Annotated in this window: 20 protein-coding genes; 16 read left to right on the top strand and 4 right to left on the bottom strand. The window is 60.7% G+C overall.

Annotation, left to right across the window (positions count from 1 at the left end; translation table 11 throughout):
• Positions 1-13 precede the first annotated feature (13 nt).
• Together QTN24_RS07065 and QTN24_RS07060 are read right to left on the bottom strand one after the other, a co-directional pair.
• Positions 14-1363 carry an MFS transporter gene (locus QTN24_RS07065; protein WP_144198194.1) on the bottom strand — a complete coding sequence of 450 codons (1350 nt, stop codon included), beginning with the start codon at positions 1361-1363 and terminating at the stop codon, positions 14-16.
• Positions 1364-1443: 80 nt separating this feature from the next.
• The gene (locus QTN24_RS07060; RefSeq protein WP_144198193.1) at positions 1444-3141 is read right to left on the bottom strand and encodes a GMC family oxidoreductase; all 1698 of its coding nucleotides are present in this window, start codon (positions 3139-3141) and stop codon (positions 1444-1446) included.
• A gap of 180 nt (positions 3142-3321) precedes the next feature.
• Between QTN24_RS07060 and QTN24_RS07055 the strand changes: the two genes are divergently transcribed.
• Positions 3322-4110: an IclR family transcriptional regulator gene (locus tag QTN24_RS07055; RefSeq protein WP_144198192.1), complete on the top strand. Its 789-nt coding sequence runs from the start codon at positions 3322-3324 to the stop codon at positions 4108-4110.
• Here QTN24_RS07055 and QTN24_RS07050 read toward each other — a convergent pair.
• Positions 4083-5906: a SulP family inorganic anion transporter gene (locus QTN24_RS07050; protein WP_186296860.1), complete on the bottom strand. Its 1824-nt coding sequence runs from the start codon at positions 5904-5906 to the stop codon at positions 4083-4085. The genes QTN24_RS07055 and QTN24_RS07050 overlap by 28 nt on opposite strands.
• A 270-nt stretch (positions 5907-6176) precedes the next feature.
• Here QTN24_RS07050 and QTN24_RS07045 point away from each other — a divergent pair, with 270 nt between their 5' ends.
• The 14 genes from QTN24_RS07045 (at position 6177) to QTN24_RS06980 (ending at position 20708) form a co-directional block, all read left to right on the top strand.
• Positions 6177-6962 (top strand): GntR family transcriptional regulator, encoded by a 786-nt coding sequence (locus tag QTN24_RS07045; RefSeq protein ID WP_144198191.1) that lies wholly within the window; start codon positions 6177-6179, stop codon positions 6960-6962.
• A gap of 66 nt (positions 6963-7028) precedes the next feature.
• Positions 7029-8012, top strand: a complete 984-nt coding sequence (locus QTN24_RS07040; protein WP_144198190.1) for a Bug family tripartite tricarboxylate transporter substrate binding protein — start codon at positions 7029-7031, stop codon at positions 8010-8012.
• A 4-nt stretch (positions 8013-8016) separates the two neighbouring features.
• Positions 8017-9246: an aconitase X catalytic domain-containing protein gene (locus tag QTN24_RS07035; RefSeq protein ID WP_144198189.1), complete on the top strand. Its 1230-nt coding sequence runs from the start codon at positions 8017-8019 to the stop codon at positions 9244-9246.
• On the top strand, positions 9243-9716 hold the full coding sequence (locus tag QTN24_RS07030) for an aconitase X swivel domain-containing protein (protein ID WP_227460936.1): 474 nt from the start codon (positions 9243-9245) through the stop codon (positions 9714-9716). Before QTN24_RS07035 ends, QTN24_RS07030 begins: the two co-directional genes overlap by 4 nt.
• 184 nt (positions 9717-9900) lie before the next feature.
• Complete coding sequence (locus tag QTN24_RS07025; RefSeq protein ID WP_144198187.1) at positions 9901-11370, top strand: NAD-dependent succinate-semialdehyde dehydrogenase; 1470 nt, start codon at positions 9901-9903, stop codon at positions 11368-11370.
• A 333-nt stretch (positions 11371-11703) separates the two neighbouring features.
• A complete protein-coding gene (locus QTN24_RS07020) occupies positions 11704-12912 on the top strand; it encodes a MalY/PatB family protein (protein ID WP_144198186.1) in 1209 nt (402 codons plus the stop codon).
• Between the two features lie 2 nt (positions 12913-12914).
• Complete coding sequence (locus QTN24_RS07015; protein WP_144198185.1) at positions 12915-14102, top strand: MFS transporter; 1188 nt, start codon at positions 12915-12917, stop codon at positions 14100-14102.
• Positions 14103-14360: 258 nt separating this feature from the next.
• Positions 14361-14705, top strand: coding sequence for a carboxymuconolactone decarboxylase family protein (locus tag QTN24_RS07010; RefSeq protein WP_144198184.1), 345 nt, complete (start codon positions 14361-14363; stop codon positions 14703-14705).
• A 597-nt stretch (positions 14706-15302) separates the two neighbouring features.
• Complete coding sequence (locus tag QTN24_RS07005) at positions 15303-16286, top strand: LysR family transcriptional regulator (protein WP_144198183.1); 984 nt, start codon at positions 15303-15305, stop codon at positions 16284-16286.
• A gap of 222 nt (positions 16287-16508) precedes the next feature.
• The gene (locus QTN24_RS07000) at positions 16509-17396 is read left to right on the top strand and encodes an amino acid ABC transporter substrate-binding protein (protein ID WP_144198182.1); all 888 of its coding nucleotides are present in this window, start codon (positions 16509-16511) and stop codon (positions 17394-17396) included.
• A gap of 126 nt (positions 17397-17522) precedes the next feature.
• Positions 17523-18266 (top strand): amino acid ABC transporter permease, encoded by a 744-nt coding sequence (locus QTN24_RS06995; RefSeq protein WP_144198181.1) that lies wholly within the window; start codon positions 17523-17525, stop codon positions 18264-18266.
• The gene (locus QTN24_RS06990) at positions 18263-18931 is read left to right on the top strand and encodes an amino acid ABC transporter permease (protein ID WP_144198180.1); all 669 of its coding nucleotides are present in this window, start codon (positions 18263-18265) and stop codon (positions 18929-18931) included. The genes QTN24_RS06995 and QTN24_RS06990 overlap by 4 nt, the downstream gene beginning before the upstream one ends.
• A gap of 12 nt (positions 18932-18943) precedes the next feature.
• Positions 18944-19678, top strand: a complete 735-nt coding sequence (locus QTN24_RS06985; protein WP_144198179.1) for an amino acid ABC transporter ATP-binding protein — start codon at positions 18944-18946, stop codon at positions 19676-19678.
• A gap of 16 nt (positions 19679-19694) precedes the next feature.
• Positions 19695-20708 (top strand): D-cysteine desulfhydrase, encoded by a 1014-nt coding sequence (locus QTN24_RS06980; protein WP_144198178.1) that lies wholly within the window; start codon positions 19695-19697, stop codon positions 20706-20708.
• Between the two features lie 174 nt (positions 20709-20882).
• Here the strand turns inward: QTN24_RS06980 and dsbG are convergent, their stop codons facing one another.
• Positions 20883-21671 carry a thiol:disulfide interchange protein DsbG gene (gene dsbG / locus QTN24_RS06975; RefSeq protein WP_144198177.1) on the bottom strand — a complete coding sequence of 263 codons (789 nt, stop codon included), beginning with the start codon at positions 21669-21671 and terminating at the stop codon, positions 20883-20885.
• Between the two features lie 170 nt (positions 21672-21841).
• Here dsbG and QTN24_RS06970 point away from each other — a divergent pair, with 170 nt between their 5' ends.
• Positions 21842-22513 (top strand): response regulator transcription factor, encoded by a 672-nt coding sequence (locus QTN24_RS06970; RefSeq protein WP_144198176.1) that lies wholly within the window; start codon positions 21842-21844, stop codon positions 22511-22513.
• Positions 22514-22519 lie beyond the last annotated feature (6 nt).

The following is a 22519-nucleotide window of genomic DNA, read 5'->3' as shown; positions in this document are numbered from 1 at the left end:
ATTCACCAATTCGTTACATGCTGATGGATTTTTTGAGCGCCGGACGTCCACTGCGGGCCCGTTCCTGCTCGAAGGTGTCGTGCGCCTTCTTCATGCGCCGGCCGATGGCGAACGCGCACAGCGAAGAGAGCAGTCCCGAGATCACGACATAGGCGCAGACGTACCACGGATCGCCGCCATTGATCGTGACTAGATAGGTGGCGATGATTGGCGTCATACCGCCTGCCGTAATGCTTGAAACTTGATAGACAAACGAGATCCCGGTGTAACGCACCCGTGCATCGAACAGATCGCACAGGAATACCGCTACCGTCCCATACACCGCGGCGTACAAGATGCCGTACGGCAGCGCAATGGCGGCCCACACCAGCGTGCGATCACCATTCGAATGGGTGAACGCCCAGAATGCGGGATATACCGACAGCGCCGTCAGAATGGCCGCGACCGCATACAGGCGCTGGCGTCCCAGTCGGTCCGACAGATAGCCGAAGATCGGGATGAAGATCGTCAGCACGAAGGCCCCGATGCCGACGCCGGTCAGCGCATCCTCGCGGGTCATGCCGATCTTGGACGTCAGGTAGCTGATCGTGAAGACGCTGAAGATGTTGAAGAACACCCCATCAATGTGCCGGGCGCCGAGGCCCAGTACCACGTTGCCAGGGAAACGCTTGAGCATGTCGACAAACGGCACGCGGGCCTCGCCGTGACTCTGCTTCATCTCGGCGAACTCCGGCGATTCCATCACGTTCAGCCGCACCCACATGCCGAACAGCACGAACAAGAATGAAATGCCGAATGCAACGCGCCAGCCCCAGGCCATGAACTGCGCGTCGGTCAGCGCGACCGACAGCGCGCCGATGATGCCGGCGGACAACAGCACCCCAATAGACAGACCAATCTGCGGCAGGCTGGCATAAAAGCCACGCTTCTCTTCCGGTGCACACTCGTACGCCATCAGCACGGCACCGCCCCACTCCCCGCCCAGTCCAATCCCCTGGAGCACACGCAGGAACAGCAGGATCCCTGGAGCCCAGTACCCGATCTGCGCATAGGTCGGCACCAGGCCGATGGCCACCGTGGACAGCCCCATGATCATAAGCGTGATGACCAGTACGCTCTTCCGGCCGACCTTGTCGCCAAAGTGGCCGAAGATGATGCCACCGAGCGGACGGGCCACGAAACCAACCGCGAAGGTCGCGTAGGCGAGCATGGTGGCCGTGGCCGGGTCGCTGTTGGGAAAGTACAGCTTGTTGAGCACAAGGCTCGCGACGACACCATAGAGAAAGAAGTCGTACCACTCGATGATGGCGCCGATGACGCTAGCAGTCGCGACACGGCGAAGTGCCTTGGGGTTGGTTTTCATGTTTGTCTCCTCGTCTGAAGGACGCGTGGTGTGTCCCACGCTATTCCTTCGGAATGAACTTGATCCTAACTACCTGACATTTACGAGCGAATGCTGGCGATGACCTCCTCCTTCACCGCATGCGCGGCCGACGATGTCTTCGCAAGCGTCTCAAGCGTGATGGCCCGATCGGCGTTCGCGGCCGCATCCAGGATGATGTCGGCGGCCTTCTCAGCGATCATGACCGTCGGGATGTTGGTGTTGCCAGAGATGAGGGTCGGCATGATGGAGCAGTCGATGACGCGCAGGCCGGACATCCCATGCACTTCCAGTCGATTGTTCACCACGGCACCTGGATCCTCCGCCAGGCCCATTTTGGCCGTCCCGGACGGATGGAAAATGGTGGTGGCGTACTCACGGCAGAACTGCAGGATCTCATCGTTGGTCACCACATCGGGACCCGGCCGATACTCCCGCTTCATATATGGCGCCATGGCGCTCGCGGCTGCGACCCGCCGCGCAAACTTCACGCCGGCAATCGTGGTGCGGCGGTCTGTCTCGGTGGTCAGGTAGTTCGCGACAATACTGGGGGCCTGGAAGGGATCCCGAGAATTGATGCGCACGTGCCCACGCGATTCCGGCCGGAGCTGGCAGATCGAGTAGGTGCAGCCGGGGAAGTCATGTACAGCGCCCGCGGTGCTGTCGGCCGAGAGATTGGCGAAGTGAAACTGGATGTCCGGCGTCGCATTCTCTTCCGGCAGCGCGCGACAGAACATCCCGCCCATGTTGATCCCGACAGCAAGCGGACCACTCCGGGTCAACAGCCACTGCAACCCCATCTTCGCCTTGCCCCATGGCGAACGCATCAGATCGTTCGTCGTAATCGGCTTGGTCACCTCGTACATCAAGCGCACCTGCAAATGATCCTGCAGGTTCTCCCCGACGCCTTCGAGGTAGTGGACCGGCTGGATGCCGAACTGCTCGAGCAACCCGCGGGGACCCACGCCGGAAAGCTGCAGAAGCTGGGGCGACTGAATGGCACCGGCGCACAGCAACACTTCCCGCCGAGCGCGTACCTCCTTGAACTGCCCCGCCTGGCGATACTTCACGCCAACCGCCCGCTTGTCCGCAAACAGGATCTGGGCGGCCTGCGCTTCGGTCTCGACATGCAGGTTGCTTCGCGGCATGGCCGGCTTGAGATAGCCCACCGCCGTCGAACAACGGAAGCCCTTGCGCGTGCTGAGCTGGAAGTAACCGACGCCCTCCTGGTCACCGGTATTGAAGTCATTCACGCGCCTGACGCCAAGCTGTTGCGACGCAGCGATGAAGGCGTCGACCAGTTCATTGCCAGGCGGCACGCTCGTCGCATGCATCGGCCCCGCATCCCCCCGCGTCTGCGAACCACCGAGGTCGTTGGTCTCGAGCTTGCGGAAGTACGGCAGACAGTCCGCCCACGACCAACCCGCGTTGCCGAGCGAGGCCCACTCGTCGTAGTCGCGCTGCTGACCCCGGATGTAGATCAGGCCGTTGATGGAACTGGAGCCGCCAAGCGTGCGGCCGCGCGGCTGATAAATCTGCCGGTTCCCGAGTTCCGGCTCGGGGTCGGTATAGAAACGCCAGTTGTACTCGTCGTGCTGCATCGTCTTGGCGTAGCCGATGGGTACATGGATCCACGGGTAGCTGTCTTTGGGACCGGCCTCGAGCAGGCACACTGTGTACCGACCGTTGGCGGTCAGGCGATTGGCAAGGACGCATCCGGCAGAACCGGCGCCGACGATGACGTAGTCGAATGTCCGCATGGCTGTTGTCTCCGTTATGATTTGCTTGCCTCTGAGACGCGTTGCGATGCAGAGGTGCTTGTCTTAGTATCTTTATCTTCCGCGGCGGCCGTCTCAAGAAGAACCACCCAAACTCGCAGAAACTGAGCCGAAAATCGCAATCACGGCTCGTATTCGCTTATCGCCCCCGAAAGCCAAGTCATGGACGACGACCAACAGATCTCCCCCGAACACAAGATGCTGCGGATCCTGCGCATGCTGGAATGTGTCGCCAGCGCGTCTGAGTCGGTAACCATCGGGCAAATAGCCATGCGACTGGACATCCCGAAGGCATCTGCCGGCCGCTTGGTGGATGTCCTTGTGGCCAACCGATTCCTGGTGCGGATGCCCGGCGAACGAGGCCTGATCCCTGGCCCCCGCAGTACGCAGTTGTCCACGGCTGTCCTGGGCAACAGCGCGTTCCGCAGGCTGTCTCGCAGCGTGCTGCGCGGCCTCGTGGATCGACTGGGCGAAACGTGTAACCTGTCCGCCTTCGACGGAGATCGGGTGCTGTATCTGGACCGTGTCGAAACCAGCCAGCCCCTGCGCATGCATCTGGAGCTCGGTTCCCGACATCCGTTGCACTGCACCGCCGGCGGCAAGCTGTTTCTGTCCCAGCTTCCGAAGCTCGAACGAGAAGCGCTGCTCGATCGCATTACGTTGAATCGCATGACACCGCAGACCTTTGTGAGTCGCCCCACCTTGACGGCCGAGCTCGACAAGCTGGCGGCGCAGCGTATCGGACTGGACGAGGAAGAGTTCGTTACGGGCATGGTGGGACTGGCCGTGCCGATCGCGCTTCCCGGCCAACGCTGCAATGTCGCACTGGTCTGCCACGCGGCGACCGCACGGACCACCCTCACGCAACTGCGGACGCAGTTGCCCCTGCTGCAGGAGGCCGCGCAGCGTCTCTACCCGCTTTTCTATGCGGAGGACGCCTCCCCCGTCTGACGCGTTTCACGCGGGGCCGGCGCCCCGCTGCATTCCTTGAAGACTCGTGCCTTGCACGTCGCACATATGTCGGGATTCAGCCGCGGCACAATATGCTGCAGTGCATCGTGCTTGGTTGCGAAGACGTTCTGCCTGCCCAGTCTGGCAAGGAAGCCACTGCGCATCCACGTCTCCATGACTTGCCGTCTGGGGCGGTGAAAATACAGGTCGCCGCCGGCAGCGCGCAGGTCTGTCAGTTCCTTGTCCCACATCTCAGCGGCCGCCAAGTCAACAAAGTTCATGCTCTTCACCATGGCGAGAACATGTCGACGCTGAGGCGCCTCATCCTTCTGCAACTTCTGCTTCACATGGGGCACGGCGCCAAAGAACAACGCACCCTCGATGCGTACAAGGCGAAGCTGGGGACATTGCAGCGCGGTATCGGGCAACTCATCGGTCGGCCGGAAATGTCGCGCCCCGCTCTCAGCGTCCGGGAGCAGATCGCGGACGGCCGGTCGGGATGTCTGGTACAGATAGGCGCCCAGCGACAGCGCCGTGCCCAGCAACACCGCCACCTCCAGGCGCAGTAGCAACGTGGCCAGCAGCGTGGCGATGGCAATACCGAACTCGATCCGGCTCAGACGCGAAATCTGCCGCAGTCTTGCGACATCGAAAAGGCTCCACGCGACGAGCAGCAGCATGGCCCCGATCGCGGCCAGTGGAATCTGCTCGAGCACTGCCGCGCTGACGGACACCAGCGCCACGAGCAAAATCGCGGCAAACACGCACGCCAAGGGCGTCTTCGCGCCCGCTTCATAGTTGGGCATCGAGCGATTGAGCGATCCGCACGACACGTAGGAGGAGAAGAACCCGCCGACGATGTTCGACAAGCCCTGACCAATGATCTCCCGGTTGCTGTCGATCTGCTGCCCGGACCGCAGCGCGACGGCCTTGGCAATGGAGATCGACTGCCCGATCGCCACGATGGTCAGGGCCGATGCCAACCCCAGCAGATCAGGCAGGGCTTGCCAGGAAAGCTGGGGAACCCGGAACGGCGGAATCGCCGAGGGAATCGGGCCGACAACGCCGACGTGCTGACTCCAGGACGCCGGCGAATGATTGAGCAGAAAGGCCACGCCAAATCCGGTCATCAGCCCGAGCAGCATGAACGGCATCCGCGGCATCAGCCGCTTGACCAGCAACGTCGCCAGCAATGTCCCCCCGGCGACGATGCTGGCACTCCAGTTGATGGTATCGACATGGGTCGCCAGGAATCGCAGCACCCCAAATGCGGAGGTGCCTGGCGGAAGCTGCAACCCGAAAATGTCCTTCAGTGCAAAGAGCGCAATCAGCATTGCCGCGCCGCATGTAAATCCGAGCAGCACCGAGGGCGAAATGAAGTTTGCGAGCGATCCCAGACGGAACAGGCCAATGCCAAGCTGAAGCGCACCGACCAGCACCGTGACGCCCAGTGCAAGCCCGACATATTCGGGACTGCCGGCCACCGCCAGCGGACTGATCATGGCGAAAAGTGCCAGCGAGTTGGCATTGGTTGGTCCGGATACGACATGCCGGCTCGATCCAAACAGCGCGGCCACCACACAGGGCACCACGGCGCTGTAGATGCCGTACTGCGGCGGCAATCCGGCCAGGGTGGCGAACGCCACCCCTTGGGGCAGTGCGAGCACGGCGCCAAGCAGCCCCGCAAGCAAATCGGCCCGGGCCGTCCCCACCGTCACGCCCTGCACCCATGCCGGCACCCATCGCCCCAGATTGGCGATCAATGAAGTGGTGTTTTGACTACTTATGACGCGCATGGGGGACCTATCTTGTATTAATACGATATAGGTCATGTTAGGCAACGCCGGCGTGCAAGGTCAAATCTCCAGGGCGGCAAAAATGAGCCAATTCTCCTTATTTCGTCTCATTTTTCTTGGTTGGCGATGACTTTTTGATAGTAAAAAGGCTAAATCACATCAAGAACCGGTGGACAGCGATGACTGCCGCACATTTCAGTTCTTGCTGTTTCGAGCATCTTGTATAGGATGTTATAGAACAACTCAATACAAGTTAGCCTCTACACGATCATGACCCTCAATACAGGTGACTTTCCGCACACGCCCTTGGAGCCCGACAGCTCGGAACCGCTGTACGTGCAGCTCGGCGGTCGGCTGGCCGCAGAGATTTCCAATGGGACGCTGGTTCCAGGCCAGCAGCTACCCACCGAAGCCGAGCTGATGTCGGCCTACGGCGTGAGCCGCGTGACCGTCCGGCAGGCGATCCAGATGCTTGCACGCACCGGTCAGGTCGTAGCCCGGCGCGGCAAAGGCACGTTTGTCGCCCGCGTAGGCGTGCAGCACGACCTCAATACCCTGCAAGGCTTTCAGGATGCGTTGCGCAGTCAGGGGATCGAGCCGGAGACAGAATTACTGGAATTCTCCGCCTCTGCCGGCCGGCTCGATCCCAATCTTCCCGCTGGGCTCGATCTTCCGGTGCGCCTGCGTCGCCGATACATCGTCGGCAGCGAACCCTTCGCACTGGTGGAGGCCTATCTGCCCGCGCAGGTCGGCGCACTCGGTGAAGAGCGCGTCCGTCAGCTCTCCGTCTACGACATCGTGCAGCACTATCTTGGGCTCCGGATCGGACGGGCCGACGTGGCCATCGAATGCCGGCAGCCGAGTCACCAGATCGCCAACGAGCTGGGCCTGCCCAAGCGCACCAATGTCCTGGTCATGCACCGCACGTCCTTCAGCGGCACGGGCCAGCCATGCGAGCACATGCGCATCCACATCATTCCTGACCGCTATTCATTCAAGTTGAGCCTGCCGGGGCCGCTCGAAATTGCCAGGGCCCTGCAGCCAACCACCGCCTAGCATTCCCCGCCAGACCACTGGCGGTCATAGAAAAGAACAACCACACAACCCACAGGAGACAGGCGTATGCACTCGCAGCAGCGGCGCCGCCAGATGGTTCTGTTCCCGATCGCCGCAGGGCTATCGGCGCTCGGAACCTCACTGGCAAGAGGCGCAGAGCGTTACCCTTCCAAGCCAATTCGGATGGTGGTGCCGTTTCCCGCGGGGGGCCCCACCGATATCGTGGCCCGCCCGTTCGGGTTGCTACTTGGCAATGCGCTCAAACAGTCCGTTGTGATCGACAATCGCGGCGGCGCGGGCGGCTCGATCGGTGCCGCAGCGGTTGCATCGGCAGCGCCGGATGGATACACCCTTTTGGTCGGCACCGTGGGGACGCAATCGATCAATCCCTATCTGTACAAGAAGCTCAGCTACAACCCGCAGAAGGACCTCACGCCCCTGGCGACGATCGCCAGTGCCCCGGTCGCGATCGTCGTCAATGCCGCGACCGGCATCGGATCCCTCGCCGACCTCGTCAGCCAGGCCAAGGCGAAGCCGGGCGCGATGAACTACGGTTCCGCAGGCAATGGCACACCCGGCCACCTGACGGCCGCCATGTTCTGTACCGCGGCGGGGATTCGCCTCGCCCATGTTCCCTACAAGGGTAGCGCCCCGGCGGTCACCGAGGTGATTGGCGGGCAGATTCCCGTGATGTTCGACCCGCTGCAATCGGTACTGCCCCACATCCAGTCGGGCAAGCTCAAGGCGCTTGCGGTCACCAGCCTGCAGCGCTCACCGGTCCTGCCCGATACACCCACCGTTGCAGAACTTGGCTACCCCGACTTCGAAGCCATCGCATGGTGGGCGCTGTATGGGCCCGCCGGCCTCCCCGACGCCGTGTCGAAGCAACTGGTCACGCAGACGCAGCGGATCGTCCAGTCCGCCGAGTTCAACAGCAAGATCAGTAGTCAGGGCCTGCATCCCTTGAGCGTCCCGCTCGCAAGTTTCCAGCAGTCTGAATCAACCAAATGGGGCACAGCCGTACGTGCCACCGGCATTACCATCGAGTGAAATCATGAGACTAAATGAGGAAGAGAAAGCCATGTTGGCCGGTGAAGCCGGCACCGTGGCAAAACTGGCCATCGAACACCAGATCAAGGTCGGCGAATTCTTTGGTGCCGAGGACTTTGTCCCTGTGACGCAAGCCCACATCATGGCGGATACCGAGAGCCTCGGGCAGGCGGGCGTCATGTGGCTAGAGCGCCTGGCGGATGCCAACGAGGGTGGCGTACGGATTCCGACCATTACCGATCCGCGCGGCACCGATTTCTCCAAGGCTTCCGATCTCGGTCAGGCCGAATGGATGGTCGAACTCGAGCGCCGTGCCATCGAAGCCTTTTCGCGGCTCGGCGTCAGCATGACGGACACCTGCATCAACTATCAGACGGTCCTCGCCGCAACACGAGGCGAGCATGTGGCGTTTGGTGATACGGGCGTCGTCATCTACTCGAACTCGGTCGGTGGCGCGCGTTCCAACTTCGAAGGCGGCCCGTCGGCGCTCTCTGCCGGGCTCACCGGTCGCACGCCGCGCTACGGCTATCACCTGGATGCCCAACGTCAGGCTACCCTCCGACTGCGCGCGGACTGGACGCCCCGTGACCTCAGCGAGTGGGGCGCGCTGGGCGGCGTCGTGGGCAAGCTGTCCGGCAATTACTGGCAGGTGCCGGTCATCGAAGGGCTGGACCGCGCGCCCACGTCCGATGAACTCAAACACTTCGGCGCGGCGATGGCAAGCTTCGGCTCCTCCGCCCTGTTTCATCTGATCGGCATCACACCCGAGGCCTCTCGTCTGGAAGATGTCGGCGGCGACAAGCTGCCGGTCGCTCAGCGTATCGGGCAGGCGGATCTGCGCGGCCTGCGTGACAGCTATGCCGTGGAGAAAGGGATCGATGTGGTGGTCTTCTCCGCTCCACAATTGAGCCTGTTCGAACTGCGTGAAATCGCCCGCCTGTGCAAAGGGCGCCGTCTGAAGAAGCCGCTCCTCGCCGTGACGAGCCCCCAGGTCAAACCGGACTGCGATCGTTTCGGATATACGAAAACCATTGAGGAAGCCGGCGGCACCGTACTGTCCGGCATGTGCTTCTACCAGTCCTACGCCCGCGAAATGAAGGAAGCCAAAGGCTGGACGCGCCTCGCCACCAACAGCGCCAAGCTCGTCAACATCCTCGGCGGTTACGGCTACGTGCCGATGCTCGCCACCATGGAGGAATGTGTCACTGCAGCCGAAACCGGAGAACTGAATTGAAAACCGATCCCTACATCGCGCGCCATGCCATGGGCAAGAAGGTCGTCGGCCAGGCCCTGGTTGCCCACGACGGGTTCTCGGCCCGCTATGACCTGAATCGACTGCAAGGGGTCTTCTCCCGTCCCGCGCATAAGCTCGCCGGACAGTCGTACGTCGATCGCATCCTGATCCTGGATACGGCCAAGGGTGGGGTCGCCACGGCTTGGATGCTGCACGAAATGCAATCGCGCAACATGGTACCCAAAGCCATTGTGTTCAACACCGTGAACACGATCCTGGTTCAGGGCGCTGCCCTCGGAGATGTCTCGATGATGGCCGGATTCGACGTCGACATCACGGCCGTGATCCCGCACGGCAGCTTTGTCGAAGTGGACCCCGCCACCAAGTCCATCCGGGTTCTGGATCCTTCCGAGGTGCCGGCCGCAACCGAGCTGGCACCCGGACAAGATCGCATCCATTTCCCCAAATAGCCGACAACACGCTCGGCAGCCATACTGGGCGGCGCACGATCGCGCCGCCCTTTCCATGCCCGCATCCCGGAGACCGGCCATTGGCTTGCCGCGAGGCAGCTTATTGTCTCCGGGAAACGCTCCTGGATTGACTGGCTGAGCGATTCGCCCCCACCTCATGGCGTTAGACCACCCCGCATCAACGATGACAACGACCCCCCATCAGACATCGCGTGAAGGCCTGCCTCCGTACCGCGAACTCTCCCTGTACATCGACGGCACATTTATCAGTGCTCAGGACCGGCAGACAATTGACGTCTTGAATCCGGCATCCTCCGAAGTCCTAGGCAAACTGCCGGTTGCGACCACAGCGGATCTGGACCATGCCCTCGCTTCCGCTGAGCGGGCATTTCAGAGCTGGCGCAAAAGTTCACCGCTGGACCGCTCAGCGATCCTGCGCAGAGTCGCCACGCTAGCAAGAGAACGGGCGCACGACATTGCCAGAGATCTCACGCGCGACCAGGGCAAGCCGCTAGAGGAGGCTCTGTCCGAGATCCTGCGTTGCGCCGAGCACGCGGAATGGCACGCGGAAGAATGTCGTCGCATCTACGGGCGCGTCATTCCCCCAAGAGAACCCGGCATTCGACAAATGGTGGTACGAGAGCCGGTCGGCGTCTGCGCGGCGTTCACACCATGGAATTTCCCCTTCAACCAGGCCATCCGAAAGATCTCTGCCGCCGTGGGCGCGGGTTGTGCGATGGTCCTGAAGGGGCCGGAAGATGCCCCCAGCGCCGTCGTTGCGCTCGCCCACCTGTTTCACGACGCCGGTCTTCCGCCCGGCGTGCTCAATGTGGTCTGGGGCGACCCGCCCACCATTTCCGCACATCTCATCGCGTCGCCTGTGGTGCGCAAAGTCTCCTTCACCGGTTCCGTGCCCGTGGGCAAGCAGCTCGCGGCGATGGCTGGAACGTACATGAAGCGGGTCTCCATGGAACTGGGCGGTCATTCGCCGGTCATCGTGTTTGACGACGCCGATGTTGCGCAGGCGGCCCAGACGCTGGCGAGGTTCAAGCTCCGCAATGCTGGCCAGGTCTGCATTGCACCGACACGCTTCTACGTGCATGCCAAAGTCTATGACCGCTTCGTGGCGCAGTTCACGGAGACGATGGCGTCCGTGCGCGTCGGCGATGGACTCGACCCCACCACGGAAATGGGGCCGCTTGCGCACGGCCGCCGTGTCGAAGCCATGGCGGACTTTCTCGACGACGCCCGCAAGCTGGGTGGCGAGGTCACGTTCGGTGGCAATCGCATCGGAACGGATGGTTTTTTCTTCGAACCGACGGTAGTCGCCGGATTGCCGGATACTGCACGCCTGATGGTCGAAGAGCCTTTTGGCCCGGTTGCCCCCATCGTTCGGTTCCACGCGACCGACGACGTCATCCAGCGTGCGAACAGCCTGCCCTACGGGTTGGCCGCCTATGTCTTCACCAATTCGCTTCAGACCGCCACAACGGTGGCGGATGCGCTGGAAGCCGGTATGGTGGCGATCAACCAGTTCGGGATCTCGCTTGCCGAAACGCCGTTCGGCGGGGTCAAGGACTCCGGGATGGGCAGTGAGGGTGGCGCTGAGACCTTCGATGGTTATCTGGTGACCAAGTTCATCACACAGCGTTAAATCCGCAGGGGCAAGCGGCTAGCTCCGGGGCGCGGTCCGCAGATGAACCCGTCGCGCCCCCCTTGCCCCGCATTGCTCCGCCCCCGAGAGCCGCTTCCGCGCATTGCGTCGCCACGACGGCGGCTTGCCAACGCGGCCCGGCCGTCGCGAGGCCTGCCGGTCAGATCCCACGGAACGCGCCGCCGGCGGACGGGATTGGCGACCTCCCCTCACGGTAACACGGGCCCGAATCCTCATCTTTGAACGACAGTCACAGGTCTTTGTAGGAAGTTGCGCTTCTGCTGCGCGGCGGACGTGCCCAAGATTGAAGCCAGTTCATCTTGAGCATCGCTTATGTACAACTTCGACCAGATTATTGACCGGACCAGCACGAATTCGATGAAATGGGACGGTATGAGGCACCGGCTGACACCGGCACAGCAAGCGAGCGATCCGCTCCCAATGTGGGTTGCGGACATGGATTTTCGTGTTGCACAACCTATTCTCGACGCGATACACCGCGAAGCGGAATTCGGTGTGTTCGGGTATGGTCAAACGTCGGAGAGCTATATTGAGGCGGCCGTTGACTGGCAACGCCGGCGCTTCAACTGGGCAGTGCGTTCCGAGTGGCTGGTCCCCTCTTCCGGCGTCGTCAATGCGCTGAACATGGCAATCCAGGCCTTCTCGCACCCCGGTGACTACGTCATGGTGCAACCCCCGGTGTACATCCACTTCCATCATGACATCGTCATCAACGGCCGACGGTTGCTGGAAGTCCCCCTCACGCGCACGGCCGACGGCTACCGATTTGATCCCGAGGCGTTTGAAGCCGCAATTCGGCCCGGCACGAAGCTCTTTATCCTGTGCAATCCCCATAATCCGACCGGGAACGTGTGGTCACGCGAAGACCTGATGGCAATGGCCGCGATCTGCCAGCGGCACGGCATCCTCGTCGTCTCCGATGAAATCCATGCGGATCTGATCTTTGACCGCAACCTGCAACATATACCGTTCGCCTCGCTGGATCCCGAGATTGCCAACCACTGCATCGTTTGCACGTCTCCCGGCAAGACGTTCAATACAGCAGGCCTGCAGTGCGCCAACATCTTTATCCCCAACCCACGACTCCGGGAAGCCTTCCGTTCGCAATGTGAACGCGGCGGCCTGAACCTGGTGAACACAGTGGGTGCCGCTGCCTGTGAGGCAGCCTATCGATTTGGCGAGTCGTGGGTGGACGCGATGATCGACTACGTTGGCGAAAACCAACGCCATTTCGCGGCTAGTGTTCGCGATCATGCGCTGCCAATTCACGTGGTACCGACTGGTGCACTTTACCTCGCCTGGATGGACTGTCGGGCACTCGGTCTCGCGCCCGCCGAGCTTCACGACTACATGCTTCGGCACGTAGGTCTCTGGCTCGACCCTGGCTCCAAATTCGGCGCCACGGCAGACGGCTACATGCGCATCAATCTCGCCTGCCCACGCAGCACCGTGGACGAAGCGATCCGACGACTGGCGACCGGTCTGCAGGTCGCCGCCTCAACCCCTGCACCCCAACGCTGACGATGCGCTCTCGCGGACTGAATGCCAGTGTCTTGCGCCTGGCCGCTGCCCAGGCACTCGCCGGTGCAAATTCCACGGTCGTGTACGCCACCGGCGCGATCATCGGCCATACATTGGCCCCGCGTCCCGAATTGGCTACGTTACCCATTTCAGTCTTTGTGACCGGCATGGCCCTGGCCACGCTTCCGGTCGGTGCCACCGCGAGGCGTTATGGTCGACCGACTGCCTTCCTTGTCGGCAATGCGTGCGGTGTCTTCACGGGCTTGCTAGCCGCACTGGCCATTGTCATCGGCTCCTTTGCGTTGTTTTGCTTGGCGATGTTGTTCGGCGGCGCATATGCGGCAGTGGTCCTGAGCTTCCGCTTTGCCGCCGCGGAATGTGTCACGCCCGAACTGCGATCTAAGGCCCTCTCAACGGTGCTGGCGGGTGGCGTTGCTGCGGGAGTCTTTGGGCCCCAGCTAGCCACGGCCACCATGACCCTTTGGGCACCGCATACATACGCCGCCACGTATTTGGCAGCCGCCGTGGCGGCGGCCCTCTCCGCCATCGTCCTTCGCGGCGTTCGCTTCGAGCACGCGATCGCAGAAGCGGCCACTGGCGGACGGCCATTGCGCATCATCCTGCGGCAGTCCCCCTTGTTCATCGCGGTGCTTTGCGGCGTCGTCAGCTACATGATGATGAACTTCGTGATGACATCAGCGCCCTTGGCAATGGACATATGCGGCATCCCTCGCGAGGCCGCCAACCTGGGCATTGAATGGCACGTGATCGCGATGTACGCTCCCAGCTTCTTCACCGGCCGGTTGATTGCAAGGTTTGGCACATCCCGCATCATTCTCACAGGCCTCGCCCTGCTTTGCTTGGCGGCGCTGACCGGCATGAGTGGGCTGACGATCAACCATTTCTGGCTATCGCTGGTTCTGCTCGGCATTGGCTGGAACTTCGGATTTCTCGGGGCCTCCGCGTTGGTACTCACCTGCCATTCAGCGGCAGAGCGAACACGTGTGCAGTCGCTGAATGACTTCGTCATTTTCGCCGCGATGGTCGTCGGGTCGTTTACCTCCGGCTCCTTGGTCACTACCCGAAGCTGGGCCACCGTGTGTCTGTATGTGTTGCCGCCCGTGGTGGTGGCCGCCATTGCCGTGGTGCTCCTGCATGCACGCCGGGAGCAGCAGGTGATTGAAGGATAGCCCCCCTCATTGGCATGCTGGCAAATCCAGCGCCGGGGATCGCGGCGGCATGGCGCGACATGCCGCCTCGGCACGTCATCCACCGAACCGCCGCTTTCCCGTCACCGCCTTGATCTTTGAATGCGATTCATAGGTGCTTGGACGAACTTGCGCTTTCGCTACCACGTGCTTGTGGCTAAGAATTGGGGGGCATTCCCGTACACGCACGCAGAAGCGCATGCATGACACGGCTTGTCGTCACCCAATGGAGATATATCAATGATCAAGGACTGGATCGAGCAACTCAAGAAGAACCGTGCCGCAGGCGCAGTATTCGCAAAGGCCTCGCCGAAGCTGATGGAAGGCTTCGTGGCGCTGAACACCAATCAGAATGGCAACGGTGCGCTCGACGCACGCACGCGCGAGTTGATCGCACTGGCCGTCGCGGTGACGACCCGCTGCGAGGGCTGCATCGCCTCCCATGCCAGCGCCGCGCGTCAGGCCGGTGTCACCGAAGCTGAATTGGCCGATGCGCTTGGCACGGCAATGGCCCTCAACGCCGGCGCTGCGTATGTCTATTCCGTACGCGCCTTTGAGGCATTCCAGCAATTCGAAGCAAAGTAAAGCAGCGCCCGGACTCGCCGTCAGGCTTGCTCGCTAGCACCTTCACGACCCGCTCCATGCGGGTCGCGCCGCCTGACACGGATGTTCGCGTGTTGCCGCCCCCCTGTAGCCCCCCTCCCCCTGACTGCCCGTACCGCCGCACGCGTGGGTTGCAGGCGACGTCCTGAGTACCCGCACCGGCTTGCCGACATCTTGGACCCCACGCGGCACCCAGCAATACTCCCCCATTTGCGTACGCGCCCTCGACTTCGGCGCACAGCGACATCGAGCCGTATCGCACTCCCTGCACGGTCGATCGGGCTGGCCATGTGACCTCCGAATCATTGCCCATTTCCCGGCATGGGATTTACCCGAATGGAACAAATAGTTCCATTTGCATACTATGTATTAGCGTCTCACGAGACGCAGAGCTGCCAGCCGCCCCTGCGCCATCCAGGCGACGGCTTTGCCTGCATTCGGGGCATGCGTGACGACGAGACGCTTTTTCGGTGCAGTTCGCCGTGGCGGAAGGTTCCGGGAAGGTCTTTAGCTTGGTCCGGGAATTGCTCTGAATCCGGATGCCAGCCAGACGATGGCCGCGATGAGATAGGGTATGAGATGAAGAGCTTTGCCACACTTACCCAAATGACGGTATTCGCAAGAATCGCCGAATCAGGAAGCCTGTCAGCCGCCGCGCGGGACCTCCACCTGTCTCCCTCTGCCGTGAGCAAAAGCCTGGCTCAGCTCGAAGAGCGCTTGGGCGTGCTGCTTGTCAAACGCACGACACGCAGCCTCACCCTTACCGAGGGAGGACGGCTATTCCTTGAGCGGGCAACATCGATCCTCTCCGATGTGGAGAACACCCTCGATACCGCGCGCCAGTTTGGGCACCCGCATGGAAATCTCAAGCTCAGCAGCTCTATCGCGTTCGGCACCAAGCAACTGACAAATATCGTCGGTAGATATCTCGAAGCGTACCCCGAGGTCAACGCCAACATCATTCTGGACGATCGCTACGTCAATCTCTCTGAGGAGAATTTCGACGTCGCGCTTCGTATCACCGCGGACACGCACTGGGGCTATGCCGCAAGAAAGCTGGCCTGCATCCGCTGGTTGTACTGCGCCTCACCCGAATATCTGGCCAATCACGCCGACATCGATCATCCCCAGGATCTCACGCGTCACGCTTGCTTGGTCTATCCTGCCATGACGCTCGACGGGGCTTGGACATTCCGGCGAGACGAACATACGCAACACATCAAAGTCACGCCGCGCATGACCTCCAACTCGAGTCTGGCACTACGAGAAGCCGCACTCGAGCATCGGGGCATTGCTTGCCTGCCAACCTATCTGGTGGCGGCCGACATCAGCAAAGGCCATCTCCGCGTCGTGGTGCCTCAATACCGGGCAGCGATTGTCCATACGCTGTACGCCATGTACTACCGCTCCAAATACGAAAATCCACTCATTAGAAGCTTTATCGATTTTCTGGCAAATGAATTTGGCGACACGCCACCTTGGGAGCGTGATGCCCTTGCAGCATCCGGTATGCCCTACGCCAAGGAATATCCTCGGGAACTCTATTCACTTGCAAGTGCTTAAGTTCCTCATATCAAACATCGCGTAGCCTCCATCGGCAATCCACAGGAGGATGGCCACGACATTTTGTCGTGGCTTTTGTCGTTGTATTTTGGAATTACCATATTGATTTTAGACAAGAACTCAAAAGTCTCATGAACATAATGCGCTTCTCGGTAAATTTCCAATTTGCTTTAATGAATCCAACAACGACCATGCACCGACCTCACCAGGAAGCCTACGACCATGAAATCCGCGCACCTTCTTATCGCTACGCTGACGCTCATCGCGTGCAACGCTTATGCATCTGATGCCGATACGCTCAGTCGTATCAAGAGCTCCGGTGCGATCACGCTCGGCTACCAGGAAACGGCCGTTCCTTTCTCGTATCTCGGGGACAATGCAGCGCCCACGGGCTTCACCTGGGAGATCTGCCAGAAGATCGTCGGGTCCGTAAAGAAGACCGTCGGGCGCAATGACATTGCCATCAAAAGCCAGCCAGTGACTGGCCAAAACCGAATCCCCCTGCTTGTAAACGGCACCATCGACCTGCAGTGCGGCTCCACTACCAACAATAAGGAACGCGCCAAGCAAGTCGCATTTGCCACGAACACCTTCTACACGGGAACCCGATTCCTTGTGAAGTCGGGCGCCGGCATCGGCTCCATCGCCGATCTGAAGGGGAAAACGGTCGTCTCGACCGTTGGCTCGTCGAATCTCCTGGTACTCCGTCGTGTCAATAAGGAGCGAAATCTGGGGATGGAGATCATCGCCGCCAAAGACAATGCCGAGGCGATGCTGCTCGTACAGTCCGGCCAGGCGGCTGCCTTCGGCATGGACGACATTCTCCTCTATGGCCAACGCGCCGGATCGCGCAACCCGGGCGATTACGCAATCATCGGCGATGCCATTCAGGTCGAACCCTTTGCCATCATGCTCCGCCGCGACGATCCTGAATTCAAGAAGCTCGTGGACGACACGATCTCCGGCCTCATGAAAAGCGGCGAGTTTGATGCGATGTATAAGAAGTGGTTCGAAACGCCGATCCCGCCCAAGGGCATTACGCTTAATGTCCCGATGAGTCAGCCGCTGCGCGACAACATGAAGACGCTCTCGGACAAGCCTGCGCTGTAGATTCTTCTCACCTCAGCGGAATAGGGGGACGACTCGAAACAGTCCCCCTTCTCTCAGTTTTTTCAAGAATGTTCTGCGAACCATGAATGAGCTTTCATCATTCAGCAATAGGTGTGGGGATTTGTTGTGAATCTATGGGACTGGCAGGTTTTCTGCACGGACACGATCAGTGGCGAGATCTCGCCACGATGCTTCGGTGAGAATGGCAGTATTACGTACCTGGATTGGATGCTTTCCGCCTGGGGGTGGACCCTCTCCGTTGCTGCTTGCGCCCTCGCGGTCGGCGTGATTATGGGAACGATCATCGGCGTGATTCGCACGTTCGATAACAAGCTCATCCTACGGGCAAGCAGCATCTGGATCGATCTGTTCCGGAACATCCCCTTGCTACTGCAGGTCTTTCTTTGGTATCACGTTGCGCCGCAGTTGATTCCCGGCTTGTCAGGCACGCCCCGATTCGTGCTTGTCGTCACCGCATTGGGACTGTTCACTTCCGCGCGGATAGCGGAGCAAGTTCGTACCGGCATTCAGGCGATCCCCAAAGGCCAGCGGGCTGCCGGCCAGGCGCTCGGTCTCACCCGGTGGCAAACGTATCGATTCATTCTGCTGCCCGTGGCGTTTCGCATCATCGCACCGCCGCTCACCAGCGAGGCAATGACGATAGTCAAGAACTCTTCCGTCGCCTTTGCGGTCAGCGTTTCCGAACTGACCATGTTCGCCATGCAGGCGCAGGAAGAGACGTCTCGGGGGATTGAAATCTATCTCGCGGTCACCCTTCTCTATTTCGCATCGACGTTCACGGTTAACCTGACCGCAAGACGCATCGAGAATCGATTCTGCATACCTGGCATGCTCGGATTCAAGAAATGAACACTCTCGATTTCTCTTTCTTCAACTGGGATACGTTCCTCGTTTTCATAAAGAAGGGACTTTTCTTCTCGGTCAAACTCACCTTGATCGCCATGTTGTGCGGTATTGCTCTGGGCACGGTATTGGCACTGATGCGGCTGTCGGGTCGACGCTGGTTGGAGCGCTCAGCCTCGGCGTACGTCAACACGCTGCGATCGATTCCCTTGGTGATGATCATTCTCTGGTTCTATCTGCTGATCCCACTCTTCGTTGGGCACCCGATCGGCGCCGAGCTATCGGCGATCATCACTTACATTGCATTTGAGGCGGCCTACTATTCCGAAATTATGCGCGCCGGCATACAAAGCGTCACCCGCGGGCAGATCAACGCCGGCTACGCCATGGGCATGACATATGGGCAATGCATGCGACTCGTCGTGCTTCCCCAAGCCTTCCGCGCAATGTTGCCACTGCTGTTGACGCAGACGATCGTCCTGTTTCAGGAAACGTCGCTGGTCTACGCCATCGGCGCCTATGACCTACTGAAGGGTTTCTCAATTGTTGGCGTCAACTTCAATCGGCCGGTTGAAACCTACCTGATCGCCAGCGTCACATATTTCTGCATTTGTTATTCACTCAGCTTGATGGTTAAGCGACTCCAGTTCCGCCTGGCCGTCGTTAGATAATAAGGTTGCGCCATGATCAGTATCGATAATGTTTCAAAGTGGTATGGTGACTTTCGGGTACTCACCGACTGTTCAACGCGTATCGCCAAGGGGGACGTCGTCGTTGTCTGCGGTCCCTCGGGATCTGGCAAGAGCACGCTCATCAAGACGGTCAACGCCCTGGAGCCAATCCAGAAGGGCGAGATTCATGTCGCGGAGACATCCGTCACCAACGCGCGCACGAATCTGTCCAAGTTGCGCAGCCGCGTCGGCATGGTCTTTCAGCACTTTGAACTCTTCCCGCATCTCTCCGTGACGGAAAACCTGACGCTTGCACAAATCAAGGTGCTGGGCCGGAGCAAGTCGGAGGCACACGCCCGAGGGCTCAAGATGCTCGACCGCGTTGGGCTGCTTGCGCACAAGGACAAATATCCTGGGCAACTTTCCGGTGGCCAGCAGCAGCGCGTGGCGATCGCCCGAGCCCTCAGCATGGACCCCATCGTCATGCTTTTTGACGAACCCACCTCGGCACTCGATCCGGAGATGGTCGGCGAAGTACTGGATGTCATGAGTCAATTGGCCAGCGAAGGGATGACCATGATGTGCGTGACCCATGAGATGGGATTCGCTCGTCGTGTCAGTAACCGCGTCGTGTTCATGGACGCCGGCCAAATTGTCGAGGATTGCGCGACGCACGAATTCTTCGACGGCGCGTCCGCGCGCTCCAGCCGTGCTGCAGACTTCCTGTCGAAGATTCTTACCCACTAGCCGAGGTCGCCCTGCCATGCATCATCTTGATCTGCAGCGATACCCGCGAATGTTCTTGGGGGGAACGCATACACCATTGGAGTACTTGCCCCGACTCACAAAGTTGCTCGGGGGACCCTCCTTGTTCATCAAGCGCGAGGACTGCTCCCGACTTGCCACGGGCGGAAACAAGACCCGAAAGCTTGAGTTTCTTCTCGGCGACGCGCAGCGGCAAGGCGCTGACACCATTGTCACAAGTGGTGCGACGCAATCCAATCACGCCAGGCAGACAGCGGCCGCCGCCGCAAAGATGGGATTCCAATGTACGGTCGTACTCGAAGCGCGTGTACCGTCCATGGACCCGCAATACAGTGCGTCGGGCAACGCGCTGCTGGATAAAGTGCTGGGCGCCTCGATTGTTTCTGTGCCGTCGGGCGCCGACATGCCCGCTTTGGTGGCAGACGTTGCGCAGCGCCTGCGCGATGCCGGCCGCTCGCCCTATGTGATTCCGGTTGGTGGATCAAACGTGATCGGGACACTGGGTTTCGTGGAGTGCGCGGCGGAGATTCTGGCCCAGACCGCCGAACTACAGGTTCCCGCGGATCACCTCGTCGTGGCCTCGGGCAGCGCAGGCACCCATGCGGGGCTCATCGTGGGCCTTGATGCCCTGGGGAGTTCCTGTACGGTGTCCGGTATCAGCGTGGGCGCACCGTCATCCGTCCAGGCGGAAAAGGTTGGACATCTGGCCGCTGCCGTCTGCCGCGAGCTCGAACTGCCCGCGGGGGACATTCCTGCCCGGGTACGGGTCGATGACGAATTCATTGGGCCGGGATACGGCCTGCCGACGCCCGCGGTCAGAGAGGCGATTGATCTCGTGGCACGCCATGAAGGCATTCTGCTGGACCCGGTCTACACGGGGAAGAGCATGGCCGCCCTGATTCACTACGTTCGATCGGGTCGCTATGCCAAGCATGAGAACGTCATCTTCGTCCATACGGGAGGCAGTGCCGCACTGTTTGGCTACGAGCTATTTTTAGGTCAGCCCCAATAGACAGGCGAGCAAGAAAACGGGCCGGTCGCTGGCTGCCTTCGCCACTTGGCGGGTCCGCGCCGTACCGGCGACTTCTCGAAAGACCGACCGATAGCCGCCCGTCCCTGGCAGTGCCGGCCGCGACCTTGCGCAGAACACTGCTTCGCGCCATGGCCGGCCGTGCGATCCTGGCCGTCATTGCTCGAAGATGCTCATGAGCGTGTCCTCGGGCACCCCGATCTGCTTTCTCAACTCACCGTGCTGGTCGATCCAGACGAGCGCAGGTAGCTGATTGAATCCGAACTGCCTCAGCACGCGCATGTTGCCATCCATCTGGTGCTGGACGACTTCGGTAGCGGAGGCTGTCGGCATCTCGCAACGGAACGCCCAGGGCAGATGCGGGTGGGCCGCCTTCATCGCGCATTCGTCCACTCGCTTGAGAAAGACGGAGGAAGGGTCAGCGGCGGTCAGGACTTCCGCGGCACGACCGGCACTTTCCGGCCCGCGCAACCCGACAAGGATATGCCGGAGTCGCACCTTACCGCTGTCGACCCAAGGTCGGGCGTCGAGCCAGAACTTGAAACACGATTCGCAATTCAGATCGGTAAATACGTAGACGATGCGTGGCGCATCGGCCCTGCCCTCGCCAATCCAGGTCGTGCTCGCCAACTGCTCCATCACGGCATTGGACAGGCTGACACGTACTGCCGCGACCACGTCCGATTTGCCAGCCTCCCGCCCGGCCATATCGAGCATCGTCCCGATCACAACGTGCTTCCTGTCTGGGGCCTGATAAATGGCGATCGGTCGCCCGTCGCTTTCCGCCGCCCAGGCGTTCAACCCGCCTTGCGCCGCAATGGGCCCCAGTACGGCCACGCCCTGCTTGCGAAGAACGTCGAAAAGTCGGGATTCCTCGGGCGTGGCGGCTGTAGCGGTCATCAGGGCGGAAAGGAGGATGGTGGGAAGGAACCCTTTGCGGGGCATGCTGTCGATGTCAGGTCCGTAATGAGGATGCCGCGCCTATGATGTATCCGAGCCCGGCGAAAGGCACCCGGGAGGTCTGCGGCGCGCGTCGAGATTGCATGACAAGCGTTAACAGACCGTTAACATCGAGACGGAAGAATCTGTCGCAGTTGAATTGGAAGTGAAGAAAAATGCATGTCTTGCTTGTCGAAGATGATCCGCTGGTATGCGACGGGGTCGCGACCGGCCTGCGCATGCATGGATTCGAGGTGACGCCCGTGGGTAACGCCAGCAGTGCCCAGAGCGTACGACGATCCACTCATTTTGATCTCTGCGTGCTCGACCTCGGATTGCCCGACACCGATGGGGTCCATCTCCTGCGGCAATGGCGCGCGGACGGTGTCAGTTTTCCGGTGATCGCGCTGACGGCGCGCGATTCCGTCAGGCACAAGATCACGGGTCTACAGGCCGGCGCCGATGATTACCTGACAAAGCCCTTTGACCTCAACGAGCTGGTCGCCAGGATGCAGAGCGTTCTCAGACGCTCGACGGGGACAATCGTCAATCGCTATCGTTGGGGGGCGATCACGCTTGCGCCCGACAGCGGGGAGGTACACCGCGATGGTATCTTGATCGAACTCACGCGCCGCGAGTTCAGACTCCTCCAGGCGTTTCTCCAGTACCCGCAGCAGATTCTGACGACCTCTCAGCTCCAGGACAGCATTTATGGGCTGGACACGAATGTGGAGAGCAACGCCGTCAACGTTCACATCCACCACCTGAGGCGAAAGCTCGGGCCAAGGACAATTGAAACCGTTCGCGGACTCGGCTTTCGGCTGGGACCAGTGGAAGCGTTCGCATGAGCCTTA

Origin of the sequence: Cupriavidus sp. SZY C1 (genome assembly GCF_032190535.1) — a bacterium.
Lineage (GTDB): Bacteria > Pseudomonadota > Gammaproteobacteria > Burkholderiales > Burkholderiaceae > Cupriavidus > Cupriavidus pauculus_C.
The sequence above is the reverse complement of the archived record's forward strand: the minus strand, read 5'-3'. Positions and strand labels throughout refer to the sequence as shown.